Origin of the sequence: Amycolatopsis sp. lyj-112 (assembly GCF_046549055.1) — a bacterium.
In the GTDB taxonomy this organism is placed as follows: Bacteria; Actinomycetota; Actinomycetes; order Mycobacteriales; family Pseudonocardiaceae; genus Amycolatopsis.
On sequence record NZ_JAJPWS010000001.1, the window covers coordinates 274990 to 289446 of the forward strand.

Genomic DNA, 14457 nt, shown 5'->3' on the forward strand with positions numbered 1-14457 from the left:
CGGGCTGTCACCCGAAAGAGTTAACCGACCGAGGGAATCGATGATCAGCACCCGCGCCCGCCAAGCTTCCGCTCTCCTCGGTGCCGCCGTGCTGCTCGCCTCGTGCAGTGCGACTCCCGACCAGCCGCCCGCCGCGTCCGACGCCCCGTCGTCGTCGGCGAGCCAGGCGCCCGACGGTTCGTTCACCGTGGTCGCGACCGGGGACGTGCTGATCCACCCGGCACTGACCGAACAGGCTGAGTCGGACGGCAAGGGGAAGATCGACTACCGGCCGCTGCTGGCCGGGGTGAAGCCGCTGATCTCCGGCGCCGACCTCGGTATCTGCCACCTCGAGACCCCGCTCGCCCCGCAAGGCGGCCCGTACAGCGGATACCCCTCCTTCAGCGCGCCGCCCGAGATCGTCGACGCGCTCAAGGACACCGGGTACGACACCTGCTCGACGGCGTCCAACCACACGATCGACCAGGGTTCGGACGGCGCGAAGCGGACGCTCGACAAACTCGACGAGGCCGGGATCAAGCACACCGGTTCGGCGCGGTCGGCCGAAGAGGCGAAGAAGCCGCTGATCGTCGACGTCAACGGGGTCAAGGTCGCCCAGATCTCCTTCGCCTACGGGTTCAACGGGATCAAGGTGCCCACCGGGAAACCCTGGCTGGTCAACCAGATCGACCCCGAAGACGTGATCGCCGAGGCCAAGGCCGCCCGCAAGGCCGGGGCGCAGGTCGTCCTGGCGAGCCTGCACTGGGGCACCGAGTATCAGCACGAGCCGAACGCGGAACAGCGCCAGCTGGCGAAGAAACTGCTCGGCGACGACTCGATCGACCTGATCATCGGCCACCACGCGCATGTCGTGCAGCCCTTCGAGCAGATCAACGGCAAGTGGGTCGCGTACGGCCTCGGCAACCACGTCGCCCGGCATTCGGAACCGAAGGGCTCGACCGAACAGGGTGCCGCGGCGCGGTTCCGGTTCGTGCGCGACGGCGAGCGCTGGAAGGTCGACAAGGCGGAGTACGTCCCGACCCTGGTCCAGCTCGGACCGCCGATCCGGCTGCTCGACCTGACCGCGGGCAAGGCGGACGATGCCGGGACGGAAGCGCTCAAGGTCGCGGCACTCAAGGACACCGACGAGGTCGTGCTCAGCCGAGGCGCCGGTGACCAGGGGCTGACCCGCCCCGGGCGCTGAATCCCTCTGCCGGACTCGGGTGTGCGGCGTCTGATCACGCGAGTTCCGTGTCTGATCACGCGAGTACGGTGTCGCGTCACCGCAGGGATCGCATGGTCGAAAGGCGTGGGTGGACCGGGCCCTTCCACCGGCCCGGGCCACCCACTTCCCTGCTCAGAACTGCCGCCGCGCCACCAGCCTCGCGAGCGCCACGAGTTCGATGCCTGGGCGGGGCACCGGATTCGCGACGGCCAGGTGGTGCAGCGCTTGCGCCAAGAGCGTGTCGGCCTGCTCCTGGCTCCACGCCCGGCCGCCCGCCCGGTCGACCAGTTCCGCCGCGTGGGGCAATTCCGCGGCCTCGAGGTCGTCCCGGCGGTACAACGTGTCCAGCTCCCGCCCGGCGTCCGTCCCGGAGTGCAGCGCGGCCACCACCGGCAGGGACTTCTTGCGGTTGGCGAGGTCCGAGTGGACCGGTTTCCCGGTCACCGCCGGATCGCCCCAGATCCCGAGGAGATCGTCGATATGCTGGAACGCCAGTCCGAATGCCTTTCCGTACTCGGTCAGCCGGTCGATCTGATCCTCCCTCCCTTCTCCGGCGAGCGCTCCGAGCGTGCAGGACGCTCCGAGCAGCGCACCGGTCTTCCCCTCTGCCATCCGGATGCATTCGGCGGTGTCGACGTCACCGCGCTGTTCGAACCTCAGATCCGCGCTCTGCCCTTCGAGCAGGTCGATCACGGCCGTGCTGAGCACGCGCAGCGCGGTCGGCCCGAACGGGGACAGCACCTCGAAGGCCTGGGTCAGCAGGGCGTCCCCGGCGAGGATCGCGGCGCCGGTGCCGAAGACGGTCCAGGCCGTCGGGCGGTGCCGCCGGGTGGTGTCGCGGTCCATCACGTCGTCGTGCAGCAACGAGAAGTTGTGCACCATCTCCACCGCGACCCCCACCGGGACGGCGACCTCGGCGTCGCCGCCGACCGCTTGGGCGGTCAGCAGGGCGAGGGTCGGCCGCAGTGCCTTCCCTCCGTCCGAAGTGGACGGACGGCCGCGCTCGTCCCACCAGCCGAAGTGGTAACCGGCGATCAGCCGCATCGACTCGGGCAGCTTGCCGACGGCTTCCCGCAGCGCCGGCTCGATCAGATTCCGGCTCCAGGTCAGGACTTCGCCGGCGGGCCGGGCACCGCCGCGGGTGTCGATGGTCGTCAAGGGACTTCCTCTCAGCCTTCTCGCCCGAGTTCGGCGTGTTCCAGGATTCCGAGCGCGTCGGGTACCAGCACCGCCGCCGAGTAGTACGCGCTGACCAGGTAGGAGATGAGCGCCTGCCCGCTGACCCCCATGAACCGGACGTTGAGCCCCGGCTGGTATTCGTCGGGCAGCCCGACCTGGTGCAGGCCGACGACGCCTTGGGCCTGTTCGCCGGTCCGCATCAGCAGGATCGAACTCGTGCGGGTTCCGGTGACGGGGATCTTGTCGCACGGCAGGATCGGGATCCCGCGCCAGGCGGGCACCTGGTTGCCGTCCAGATCGACGGACTCGGGGTAGAGACCTCGTTTGCCGCACTCGCGGCCGAACGCGGCGATCGCCCGCGGATGCGCGAGGAAGAACCCAGGGTCCTTCCACACCAAGGAAAGCAGTTCGTCGAGGTCGTCCGGCGTCGGCGGGCCGGAGCGGGTGTGGACGCGCTGGGAGAAGTCGGCGTTGTGCAGCAGGCCGAAATCGCGGTTGTTGATCAGTTCGTGTTCCTGGCGCTCACGCAGCGCCTCGATGGTCAGCCGCAACTGCTGCTCGACCTGGTTCATCGGCTGGTTGTAGAGGTCCGCGACCCGGCTGTGCACCCGCAGCACCGTCTGCGCGAGGCTCAGTTCGTACTCGCGTGGTCCGGTCTCGTAGTCCACGAACGTGCCCGGCAGGTGCGGCTCGCCGTCGTGACCCGACGCGACTTCGATCTGTGCCTCGCCGTGCTCGTTGCTCGCCGGTGAGGTGCCGGAGGAGAACGCGGCGAGGTGTTCGCGTAGTTCCTCGGATCGGCCCAGAACCTCGGCAAAAGCACTGCGCGGCAAGGAAAGCGCGGTGCAGGCGGTGGCCGCCCGCGCGGTGAACTCCCAGCTCGCGTCGTCTTCGAACAGCACCTGCGAGCCGAAGTGCCCGCCGCCGGCCAGGACGCCGAGCACGGTCTGGTCGCCGTATTCGCCGACGCCGACCTTCTCGATCTTGCCGTGCGCGATCAGGAAGACACGGTCGGCTCGGTGGCCGAACTCGACCAGTGCGTCGCCTGGGGAGAATTCCCGCTGGATAAAGCGGCTGGCGAGTTCGACGAGCACGTCCTCGTCGCCGAAACCACGCAAGGGTGGGAGTTCACCCAGTTCCGCCGGGATCACCCGGACCTCGGAGCCGGTGGAAGTGAAGGTCACCCGGCCGTCGCCGACCGCGTAGCTCAGCCGGCGGTTGACCCGGTACGCGCCACCGGAGACCTGGACCCACGGCAGCACCTTCAGCAGCCACCTCGACGAAATGCCCTGCATCTGCGGCACGGACTTGGTGGTCGTGGCCAGGGTCCGGGCGGCCGCCCTGCCGAGACTCTGCTGCGGGTTTTCCGCCGTGGAGGCGGCCGTACCCGGGTCGGTGACTGTCACAGAGAAATCCACCTATCGTCTGTTTTCGTCAATTCGTGAATGCTCATTCGAGAGGGGCGGACGCAAAGTCAACATAGCAAGCGGGGGTGCCGACACAAACACTCGATCGGGTCTGCGGATACTTTCACCTGTTTGCCGGATTGGTCCTCATGGACGCGCTCGGCACGTCCGTTCGGCCGGAAATTTCCTGGCGAACGTCGGTATACGGTGGCCTCGGTGACATCCCGTGGCCGGTCCTCACCCGGTCGTGAAGTCCCCATATCTCCAGTGGTGACGTCACTTTCCTGCGTGTGTCCGAAAGTGTTTCGCGGATTGAGAAATTGGGCCGAGACGGTGATGTCTGCCGCGTTCATTGCGGCCGCGTGGATGAATTGATTCAACCGGTCTATTCGCGGACTCGATCGCCAACTAGTTTCAGCAGTCTTCGCAGGGGAAGGGTTCGAATGGGCATTTACCTGACCGGAATCGCCTGGGTCGCCGGTGCGGCCGTCGTCGCGGGCTTCGTCGGCTACCTCGTCCGCAGGTTCGGCTGGGACGAGGGGCGACGGGACAACAACGACGCCGCCGGCCAGGTGTTCACCATCGTCGGCGGGCTGCACGCGGTACTGGTGGCGTTCATCCTGATCTCCCTGTTCGACTCCACGAGCGCGGCGCGGGAAGGTTCGTATCACGAGGCGGACAGCCTGGTCGCCGCCGTCTGGGCCGCGGATTCGCTGGGCACGGAGGTCAAGGACGAGGTCCGCAAGATCAGCGCCGAGTACATCGCCACGGTCGAGCAGCAGGAGTGGCCGCGGATGGCCGAGGGTGGCGAGACCGTCCCCGACATCGGCTGGACGCAACTCGACCAGCTGCGTAAGGCGGTGGAGAAGGCGCCGACGGACGACGACTGGGTCCGCGAGCGGAAGGCCGAGGCGACCACCCAGCTCTGGCAGGTCTACGAAGCCCGGCAAGCCCGGCTGACCACGGTCGAGGGCAGCCGCGTCGGCGGTGTGGTCTGGTTCGCGCTCATCCTCGGCAGCCTCATCTCCGTCCTGCTGCCCAACCTGTTCGGCGGCACCCGGCTCGCCGCACACCTGGTGATCGTCTCGACCCTGGCCGGCACGATCACCTTGCTGCTGTTCGCGATCTATCAGCTGCAGAACCCGTTCGGCGGCGGAGTACGGATCCCGCCCGACGCGTTCGTCGCCGCGATGGCCAGGATCACCTGAGCCCGTGGGCACTGATCACGGGGGCACTGTGGACAGGGGCACTGTGGACGGGCTGACGCGGGCGGCGGCGACGGTGGCCGTCGCCGGGCTGGTAGGCGCGTCCGCGCTGCTGGCCCCGATGACCGCGCGCGCCGCCGAGAGCTGCCTGGTGGTCCAGGCCGAAACCGGGTCGCACGGGAAGTCGAAGCTGCGCTGGCTCGACGTGGGTTCGGGAACCACCCTGCGGGTCGCAGGCTCCGGCTACCGGCTCAACGCGATGGGCTACTCCGCCACCCAGGACCTGGTCTATGCCGTCGCGGAAGGGCTGAGCAAGGGTGCGCACGCGGTGACGATCGACCGCGACGGGCGCACGCGAGACCTCGGCCCGATCACCCGCGCCGGGAACCGGCTCCCGGTGTGGAGCCCGGTGGCGGGGGCGACCGCCGGCGCGATCGGCGGGAATTCCTGGTACCTGCTCAGGAACGGCACTCTGTACACAGTGGACCTGACGCCGGGACAGCGGTACCTGCGGGTGATCAAGACCGTGTTCCTGCGGCCGATCACCCTCGCCCACGACGTCAACGACTTCGCCTACCACAACGGCCTGCTCTACGGCGTTACGACGACCTGGCGCGGAAAAGGCGTCGTCGTCACCATCGATCCGGCGACCGGCAAGGTCCGCGAAGGGGACGGTTCACGGTTCCCGCCCGCCGAGACCTACGGCTCGGTGGTGCTCGGCCGCGACGGCGCGCTGTACGCCACGGCGAACCGGATCGGCGGGCGCAGCGTGCTGTACCGGCTGGACCGCGGCGGGCAGGCGACGGAGGTGCGCACGGACGGGCCACTGGCGGGTTCGGATGCCGCGGGCTGCCTCACCGCTCCCGAGGTCCCTGAGCCGCCGACGCCTACTCCGACACCCACGCCTTCACCTTCGCCGAACCCCACGCCTTCGCCGAACCCCACGCCCACACCGTCGCCGAACCCGACTCCGACTCCGACTCCGACTCCGAAACAGAGTCCTAGCCCGACACCCACGCCGACACCCACGCGGTCGCCGAGTCCGACGGCCACTCCCGCCCCCGCGGTGATCGCGCCGCGCGCCCTGCCGACGCCCACCCCCGCCGCACCGAAACCGGCCCGCTCGGCGGCACCCCGGGAACGCGAGGTCGCGGAAGAGACGGACAGCGGTGCCCGGACGAAGGAGAAACGACGGTGGAGCCTGACCGCGCTGATCCTGGTGCTCGGCGGCGGAGCCGCGGCGGGTGCCGTCCGGCGGTCCCGATGAAGTGCCTCAGTACTTGAACTGGTCCACGTTCTCGCGGGTGATCAGCAGCGGGTCGCCCAGCAGCACGGTCTTCGTGGTGGGGTCGAATTTGATCGCCGGCAGTTCCAGGTTGACCTTGTTCGTCCGGTCGAGCGGCTTGCCATCGGCGATCTGCTTGCCCGCCCAGGCGGTCAGGTAGCCGAGCGATTCGACGTTCCACAGCACCGAAAGCGAGGCCGAGCCGTCCAGCAGGTACGGCTTGATCGCCTGCGGCGTCCCGACGCCGACGGTGAACACGCGCCCGATCTTCTGCTGCGTGCGGACCGCCTCGGCGACACCGGGGGCCGACGTCGTGCACTCGCCGACCAGGCCGGTGAGGTCGGGATGCTTGACCATCAGGTCCTTGGCCAGCGCGGCCGCGGTGTCCTTGTCCTCGCCGGCGTAGACCGTTTCGACGAGTTGCGCGCGGGGATACCGGGTAGCGGTATACGAGCGCTGGACGGCGATCCACGCGTTGAGGTTCTCGGCGGTCTCGCCGCAGGAGACGATCGCGTACTTGCCCGCGCCGCCCATCTTGAGCATCAGCGCGTCGGTGAGCGCCCTGCCGATGCCGTCCGGGGTCGCCTGGTTGACGAAGAGTTCGCGATCGCTGTTCGGTGCGTCGGTGTCCGAAGTGATCACATGGACGCCCTTGGCCCGGGCGTCGGTGATCACCGGGGCCATCGCCTTCGGATCGTTCGGGGCGATCGCGATGACGTCGACCCGCTGGTCCACCAGACCGCGCACGATCGAGGCCTGCGCGGCGGGGTCCACTGTGACCGGTCCGACGGAGGTCCATTCGACACCGAGCTGCTTGGCCGCGGCCTGCCCGCCGGTGTTCATCGCCTCGAAGTAGGGGATGCCCGCGACCTTCGGCACGAACGCGATCCGGACGGGTTTGGCGGCCATGCCCGCCGGTTCGCGGGAGTCGCAGCCGTTCAGCCCGAACACCACGCCCACTATGAGCACAGCCGCTACCACGAGCGTCTTGGTCGGGCCTCGCATCTCCACCCCATAGTCACGGAACTGCCGGTACTCGCCGAATCGGTCTGCGCGCGGTAGGAGACCTCCGGCGAAACTAAGGTCTCCGGTTACCGCGGTCAACGGTAGGTAGGCAAAGGGTTACGGAAGTGAGTTCATCCTCCTGGTCCGATTACCGAAGTGGCCTATCGGTGTGACGGTCAGCGATCGGAATGGCGCGCGCCACTCGGCCAAGTATACGGGTGGGGGGTATATTGGCGACCATGGACGAAACACGGCGTGGAGCGAGCTGGTCGATGGCGGCGTCGGCGACCCTGCACTGCCTCACCGGCTACGCGCTCACGATGCGGGGGCTCGGGCACGCGAAGGTCCACGAGCACCACGCCCGCTGACCTAGACGCTGGAGAGGTCGATCGCCTTGTCGATCTCCTTCGGCATCAGCACCCGCAGGATGCCCTCCAGCAGGTAGTAGTCGCCGTAGGGCAGCGAGATCTCGACGCCGTCCTCGGACGGGCGGTTGCGGGTCCCTCGCGCCATGATCGCCTCGGCGCGGGTGGACTTCGTCGTCAGGCAGGTGTCGCACAACGCGGTGAGGATCCGGATCGCGGCTTCGCGGTAGTGAGGCCGGTTCGCGACCTTCGCCAGGTCGAGCAGGCCGCACGCCATCACGGCCCCGGCGGAGGAGTCCTTGATGTCGTGCGGCGCCTGCGGGGCGAGGTAGTCCCACACCGGGACGTTGTCCGGGGTCAGCGCGCGCAGCGCGAAGTCGGCCAGCCGCTGCGCGGTCCGCAGGAAGAGCGGGTCGCCGGTGCGCCGGTACATCGTGGTGAACCCGTAGATCGCCCAGGCCTGCCCGCGCGACCAGCACGACGACGGGCCGTAGCCCTGCACGGAGTTCGGGCCGATGTCGGCGCCGGTGTCCGGGTTGAAGTCGAACACGTGCGGGGTCGATCCGTCGGGGCGCAGGAAGACCCGCTCGGTGGTCTTCGCGTGCGAGACGGCGATGTCGAGATACTTCCGGTCGCCGGTCTGCTTGCTCGCGAACGCCAGCAGGTCGAGGTTCATCATCGTGTCGACGATGACCCGGCCGGCGTTGCCCGGCGTGCCCAGCGCGCCCCAGGCGCGGATGAACTTCCCTTTTTCGTTGTACCGCGGGATGAGCGACGCCGCCGCGTTGAGCGCGCCGGTGCGCCACTTCTCGTCGCCGGTGAGCCGCCAGCCGGTGACCCAGGATGGATAGAACAGGAATCCGAGATCGTGATCTTTCGTCTCGTGCTGGCGCGGCGCGAGCTTTTCCGCGGACGTCATCGCGAGCGTCCGAAATTGCGGATCGCCGCTGTAGAGCGAGGCCAGCCACAATGTGCCGGGCCAGAATCCGCCGATCCAGCCGCCGTTCTGGGAATAGGTCCATTTCTCGAACCGGGTGATCTCCGGAAAGGCCGTCACGCCGGGCGCGACGGCACGCAGCTTGCTCACCGCGTAGTCGGCCGTTCGGCGGAAAGCCTTGAGCCCGGCGGCTTCTTGCTCCGCCGCACCGGCGGCGGGAGTGATCGTCGTGGCCGCGACGGCGGCGCCGGCAGCGGTGGTCAACAGGGTTCGCCGGGAAACGCTCACAAGGCCCCGCCATTCGTCAGTGGGAAATGTGTCACGGGAGTTTCGCACGGCGGTTACGCATTTGTGAAGGGCGTTCATGGTTGTGAATAAAGCGTCGCTCAGTGGGACATGGTGAGGAGTAGGGCAGCGTGATGGGGTGTGTGGAAATAGGGACACTCAACGTCCCTATTTCCACACAGGTCCGTACCGCGGAACCGATACAGGGGGCCACTTTGACCGGGCCAGGACTCTGGCTGGGCCTGACCGCGGGCCGGAGGTGGCCGGCTTGTGACTGTGTGGATTTTGGGACATCTGACGTCCCAAAATCCACACAGTCACGCAACCTTGGCCTTGGGACTCACGGACCAAACCGCATCCAGAACACGGATCGTTTTGCCTTACCTCTCGATAAAACAAGCGAAGGCCCGGCGCAATGGGGGTGCGCCGGGCCTTCGCGATCAGGGGGTCACGCGCACTTGGGCGCGACGGGCAGGTCCGATCCGGTCTGGAGGTAGGTGTCGGAGACGTAGTGCCCCGGGCCGATCCGGTCCCAGATGTTGCTGGTGCCGAACTTGCCGGTGACGGTCTCACCCTCGACGTAGCACTCGATGATGACCTTCGCGCGGTTCGCCGCGAGGCCCTTGACCGACGCCGTGGTGCTCGCCGAGGACCGCACGTTCATCGGGTCGCCCGCCGTGCTGATGACGCCGGTGGGGCCGGAGCCGGTCCACAGGTAGGAGACGTTGACCCAGCCGTTGTCGGACATCTTCAGGCCGTCCCAGAAGGTGCCGTCCGCGAGGTCGATGCCCGCCGGGTTGGCCACCTTGCGGCCGAACTCGTCCTTGCCGCCGTTGTAACCGTCCTGGTACGCGGCCTGTGCTTCGGGCTTGCCCTGCGGCAGGTTCTTCCACATCTGGCGGGTGGCCGACGGGTTCCAGTAGTCGTCCTTGGTGTTCCACGGGCCGACGTCCCATACCGGCGCGTACTCGCAGCGGCTGTTGTCGGTGCGGCAGACCCGGACGGTGTAGTCGCCGGTGTTCTTGGGCGCCAGGCCGCGGCGTGAGGGCAGGGCGACGAAGTGGTCGCGGGACTTGATCACGTGCCCGTTGGCGGTGGTGCCGCCGGTGAGGCCTTCCCGAGTGCCGAAGACCTTGTAGGTCAAGGCGGCCGCGGCGGCGCCGACGTCGTTGGTCTGCGGGCCGAGTTCGCCCTTCAGCGTGATGTCGCGGACCTTCGCGGTCGCGCCGTCGACGGCGCTGACGAGACCGACGCGCACCTGAACGGTGGAAACCGACTTCGGCAGCTGGGCAGCGCCCGCCTCGGCGGGTGTCCACTCCGTCCAGTCGTGGGCGTTCAGCTTGCCGCGGACGTCGACCTCGACGGCGGTGCCCTTCGGCGCGTCCGCGGTGACGGCGGCGCTGACCCGGTTCACCGGCTTGCCGAGATTCTGCTCCGCCAGCAACAGATAGCCCTGGGAGCCGATGGCGCCGGGTTTTCTGTTCGCCGGGTCGTTCAGCAGGCTGAGTACTCCGCCGTCGCTGCGGACGTTGACGTCGTCGCCGTCCACAGTGGACAGGTCGGCGTGCCAGTCTCCTTCGGGCGCGGCGTTCGCGGGGTTCGCGGCGAGCGCGGTGACGGCCCCCGCGGCCAGCATTGCCGCCATGGCGCGGCGAGCCCTCACAGTCCGGACCATTCCGGTCTCCCTTCAAGCACTCTCGGTTGCTACGAAAGGGAGCTTCTCCGGACCGTGTACACGATCGATACAAACGCAAGTCGGCACCGGATCGCGATCCGGTGCCGACTTGGGGAAGATACTCAGGCGGTGGCGGGATTCCCGTAAGAGGCCTCGGCGGACTCCTGTAACCGGGAAGCGAGCGCGGATTCCTGTGGCCGCGCGGAAAGTTCTCGCCACAAAGCCAGTGCGCGTTCCGAATAGGTCCGCGACCGTTCGTGCTGGCTCAGTGCCTCGTGCAGTTCGCCGAGCATCTGAGACACCTCCGCCTCGGACCGGCGGTCGCCGTTGCGCCGGTGCACGCTCAGCGAATTGACCAGAAGCAGTTGCGCGTGGGCCAGATCCCCGCTGTGCAGATAAAGTTCGCCGAGGTTCTGGTTCGCGTAACCGACGCAGTGGTCGTCGCCGAGTTCGTTGAAGATCGCGATCGCCCGGTCGACGCGTTCGCGCGCGCCGGCCAGATCTCCCAGGTGCTGCTGGAGCATCGCGAGCCGTTTCAGCGCGTGCGCCTCCCGATGCCGGTCCCCGATCTCCGCCGACTGTTCGAGTGCTTCAGTGAACCAGCGTTCCGCGTCGGCGAACCGGTGCCGGGCCAGCCACACCGCCCCGATCGCGATCCGCGCGACGGCCTCGCCGTGCGGATCGCCCGCCGCGGAGAACTGGTCCAGCGCCGCGTGACAGTGATCGAGCGCGACGGTGTCCTCGCCCTTGATGCGCAGGACGGTGCCGAGCCCGGCCAGCGCGATCGCGGCGCCCTGCGCGTCGCCGATCTTGTCGAACAGCAGTTGCGACTGTTCGAACGCGGTCTGCGCGTCGGCGTAACTGTCCTGGTACAGCTGGATCTGGCCGAGATTGCGCTGGATGATCGCCTCCCCGCGGACCTCGCCGGACCGGCGGGCGGCGGCGAGTGCCACGGCGTGGGTGTGCAGCCAGTCGTCCTGGTGCCCGCGCTGGTCGAAGTACGGCGCGAGCGCGGCGGCCAGCCGCCAGGCCAGCGCGTCGAACCCGAGTTCGGCGGCCAGCGAGACGGCGGCGACACAGGTGTGCCGTTCGGCGGCGAACCACGCGGCCGGGTCCTCCACCAGATCCGCGGTACCCGGCGGGAGGTTCGGATGGCCGGCGGTGTCGTCCCGGTAGATCCCGAAGAAGTCGATCGGCATCCGGTCCGCGGCTTCCACCGCGAGCGCGAGATATCCCTCCAGGACCCGTTTCGTGGCGTCGCGGGCCTTTGACGGGACGTCCTGCGCGCGCAGTTCGACCGCGTAGCACCGCAACAGGTCGTGCAGCCGGTAGCGGGGCTGGCCGGTGCCGTCGGAGCCGACGAGTTCGACGAGGTGGGCGTCCACCAGGACGTCCAGGACGTCCTCGGCGAGGTCGCGGCCGAGCAGCGCCGCGACCACCCAGGCGGGGAACTGCACCGAGCCGAGCCCGCCGAGGCCGCGGAACGCGGTCGCCGCCGACATCGGCAGAAGGTCATAGCTGAGCGTGACACTGGCGCGGACGGCGAGATCACCTACGCGAAGTTCGTCGAGTCTTCGTCTCTCGTCCCGAAGCCGGTCCGCGAGCACGCGGAGGGTCCAGCCCGGCCGGTGCGTCAGCTTCGCCCCGGCGACCCGCAGCGCCAGTGGCAGATACCCGCACTGGCGCAGGATCGCGGTGGCGCATTCGGGTTCGGCGGCCACCCGCTCCGAGCCCACGATGCCTTCGAGCAGCTTCGCGGCTTCGGACTCGGGAAGGAGATCGACGTCGACCGGGGTGGCCCCGGCCAGATCCGGCATCCGCACCCGGCTGGTGATCAGCACCGCGCAGGTACCCGCCCCGGGCAGGAGCGGCCGGACCTGCGCCGCGCCGGCGGCGTCGTCGAGGACGACGCACATCCGCGTTCCCGCCAGCCGGGACCGCAGCAGGGCCGCGCGTTCGGCGAGATCACGCGGCAGGCCCGCGTCCGGGACGCCCAAGGCACGGAGCAGCTCGGCGAGCACGCTCATCGGGGGCCGGGGCGAGGACGACGTCCCGGCGAGATCGACGTGCAACTGCCCGTCGGGGAAGTCCTCCCGCACCGCGTGCGCGACCCGGATCGCGACCGAGGACTTGCCGACCCCCGGCGCCCCGGACAGTACTGCGATCGCGGGTTTTCCCTGCTCACGACGTTTGCGGAAGAGGCCGACGAGGTTGCCGACCACCCCTTCGCGGCCGGTGAAGTCCGGGAGGTCCAGCGGGAGCTGGCAGACCGGCGCCATCGGTCGCGTGATCGCCACGGCCACGGTGTTCGGAGAGGCGGTGTTCGGAGCAGCGGCGGACGCCTGGGCCAATGAAGCCCGTAGCTCCCGTAACCGCGGCCCCGGCTCGGTGCCGAGTTCCTCCGCCAGCACCTTCCCGGCCGTTTCGTAGGCCTCGATCGCGTCGGTGGTGCGGCCGTCGGCCCGCAGCGCGACGATCAGCTGATGCCAGAGTTCCTCGCGCAGCGGATGTTCGGTGACCAGGCCGCGCAGCTCGGCGACGGCTTCGGCGGTGCGGCCGAGTTCGATCCTGGCCCGCAGCCGCTGCTCGGAGACCGCGAGCCGCAGTTCCGTCAGCCGGGCCACGGTCGCGCCCCAGCCATGGTCGTGGGGGAGTCCTTCGAGGACTTCCCCGCGCCACAGCGCTTCCGCCTGATCCAGCAGGCCGAGCGCGGATTCGGCTTCCCCCCGGCCGAGCGCGTCCTGTGCCCGGGCGGCCAGTTCGCCGAACGTGCTGTGGTCGATCTCCTCCGGGCCCGCCTTGAGGATGTACCCGGACGCCCGGCTGCCGATCCGTTCCCCCAGCTCGGGATGACCGTCGGCGAGGCGTTTGCGGAGTGAATGGACGTAGGTGCGGATGTTCGCCGCCGCGGAGCGGGGAGCCGACGAAGGCCACAGGACCTCGATCAGCAGTTCCGTCGAGACGACGACGTTGGGCTGGAGCAGCAGAGCAGCGAGCAGCAGACGAGGTTTGGGGCCGCCGAGCGGCACCACCTGCCCGTCCACCGCGACTTCGAGCGGACCGAGAACGCGAAACCCGAGAATAGTCACCTAAACCGCCAATACGGCAGGAGCCCCATATCGGCTGATCGTATTGCCGCCCGGCCATGGTTGGCTAGATCCATTCGCATGCATGTGCAGACACCTGTCCGGTTTGTACGGGACGTGTACGACGCCGGTTGACGCTTGAGTGATGAAGCGTTCAAGTATCCGGCGGGCTGCCGGTTTCTTCCTCGTGCTGGCAGTGGCGGGTTCCCTCGGGCTCGTCGGTGCTTCTCCCGCCTTCGCCGCGGCGACCGGGACGGTCAAGACGGCGGGCGATCCGCTGAACGTGCGTCGTGCGCCCAGCACCAGTTCCACGCCGGTGCGCACGGTCGCGAACGGTGCCACGGTGACCATCGACTGCCAGACGATCGGGACCGAGGTCACCGGTCCCTATGGCAAGACGACGTTGTGGGACTACGTTCCCGCGCTCGGTGGTTACATTTCGGACGGATATGTCTACACGGGCACCGATCAGCGGATCGCGCCCGACTGCGGTGTCGGTTCCAGCAGCGCCGAGTGCTCCACCGGCGTCTGTGCGGGCGAGGGGCAGTTCCGTTCATCGGATGCTCATTTCCTGGTCTACGACAGGAATGCCGACGGCAAGTCCGCCGTGGTCGCCTACTGGCTGAAGGGTGGCGCCGGACCGTTCTACGTCTGGGCTTCCGGCGGCAACGGCACGCACGTCGACAAGGCCGTGCCGGTCGCGAAGGGCTCGTGGGTCTACTACAAGGTCTGCGTCGCCAACGCCGCCGCCAACCCGGCCCTCGAAGCCTGCAGTGGCGGCATCACCGATTACGCCGCGTGAAATCCCTTCTCTTTTCTTTTCTT

11 protein-coding genes are annotated in these 14457 nt (G+C 68.6%); 5 read left to right on the forward strand and 6 right to left on the reverse strand.

Translation table 11 applies throughout. The features are described from left to right. Positions 1–40: 40 nt before the first annotated feature. Positions 41–1183: a CapA family protein gene (locus ACLJRL_RS01270; protein ID WP_410654110.1), complete on the forward strand. Its 1143-nt coding sequence runs from the start codon at positions 41–43 to the stop codon at positions 1181–1183. Positions 1184–1336: 153 nt separating this feature from the next. Here the strand turns inward: ACLJRL_RS01270 and ACLJRL_RS01275 are convergent, their stop codons facing one another. Together ACLJRL_RS01275 and ACLJRL_RS01280 are read right to left on the reverse strand one after the other, a co-directional pair. Further along, on the reverse strand, positions 1337–2362 hold the full coding sequence (locus ACLJRL_RS01275) for a family 2 encapsulin nanocompartment cargo protein polyprenyl transferase (RefSeq protein WP_410654111.1): 1026 nt from the start codon (positions 2360–2362) through the stop codon (positions 1337–1339). Between the two features lie 11 nt (positions 2363–2373). Then, the gene (locus ACLJRL_RS01280) at positions 2374–3789 is read right to left on the reverse strand and encodes a family 2B encapsulin nanocompartment shell protein (protein WP_410654112.1); all 1416 of its coding nucleotides are present in this window, start codon (positions 3787–3789) and stop codon (positions 2374–2376) included. Positions 3790–4232: 443 nt separating this feature from the next. Between ACLJRL_RS01280 and ACLJRL_RS01285 the strand changes: the two genes are divergently transcribed. Both ACLJRL_RS01285 and ACLJRL_RS01290 read left to right on the forward strand, forming a co-directional pair. Continuing rightward, the gene (locus ACLJRL_RS01285) at positions 4233–4997 is read left to right on the forward strand and encodes a hypothetical protein (protein ID WP_410654113.1); all 765 of its coding nucleotides are present in this window, start codon (positions 4233–4235) and stop codon (positions 4995–4997) included. 4 nt (positions 4998–5001) lie between these two features. After that, a complete protein-coding gene (locus tag ACLJRL_RS01290; RefSeq protein WP_410654114.1) occupies positions 5002–6261 on the forward strand; it encodes a DUF6923 family protein in 1260 nt (419 codons plus the stop codon). 6 nt (positions 6262–6267) lie between these two features. Here ACLJRL_RS01290 and ACLJRL_RS01295 read toward each other — a convergent pair whose 3' ends face one another. After that, positions 6268–7284 carry an autoinducer 2 ABC transporter substrate-binding protein gene (locus ACLJRL_RS01295; RefSeq protein WP_410654115.1) on the reverse strand — a complete coding sequence of 339 codons (1017 nt, stop codon included), beginning with the start codon at positions 7282–7284 and terminating at the stop codon, positions 6268–6270. 239 nt (positions 7285–7523) lie between these two features. Between ACLJRL_RS01295 and ACLJRL_RS01300 the strand changes: the two genes are divergently transcribed. After that, a complete protein-coding gene (locus ACLJRL_RS01300; protein WP_410654116.1) occupies positions 7524–7652 on the forward strand; it encodes a hypothetical protein in 129 nt (42 codons plus the stop codon). 1 nt (position 7653) lies between these two features. Here ACLJRL_RS01300 and ACLJRL_RS01305 read toward each other — a convergent pair whose 3' ends face one another. The 3 genes from ACLJRL_RS01305 to ACLJRL_RS01315 form a co-directional block, all read right to left on the reverse strand. Then, entirely contained in the window at positions 7654–8874 is a 1221-nt protein-coding gene (locus tag ACLJRL_RS01305) for a glycoside hydrolase family 88 protein (RefSeq protein ID WP_410654117.1), read from the reverse strand. A 445-nt stretch (positions 8875–9319) separates the two neighbouring features. Further along, complete coding sequence (locus tag ACLJRL_RS01310) at positions 9320–10546, reverse strand: hypothetical protein (protein WP_410654118.1); 1227 nt, start codon at positions 10544–10546, stop codon at positions 9320–9322. Between the two features lie 122 nt (positions 10547–10668). Further along, the gene (locus tag ACLJRL_RS01315; RefSeq protein WP_410654119.1) at positions 10669–13635 is read right to left on the reverse strand and encodes an AfsR/SARP family transcriptional regulator; all 2967 of its coding nucleotides are present in this window, start codon (positions 13633–13635) and stop codon (positions 10669–10671) included. Positions 13636–13777: 142 nt separating this feature from the next. Here ACLJRL_RS01315 and ACLJRL_RS01320 point away from each other — a divergent pair, with 142 nt between their 5' ends. Continuing rightward, positions 13778–14434, forward strand: a complete 657-nt coding sequence (locus ACLJRL_RS01320) for an SH3 domain-containing protein (protein ID WP_410654120.1) — start codon at positions 13778–13780, stop codon at positions 14432–14434. Positions 14435–14457 lie beyond the last annotated feature (23 nt).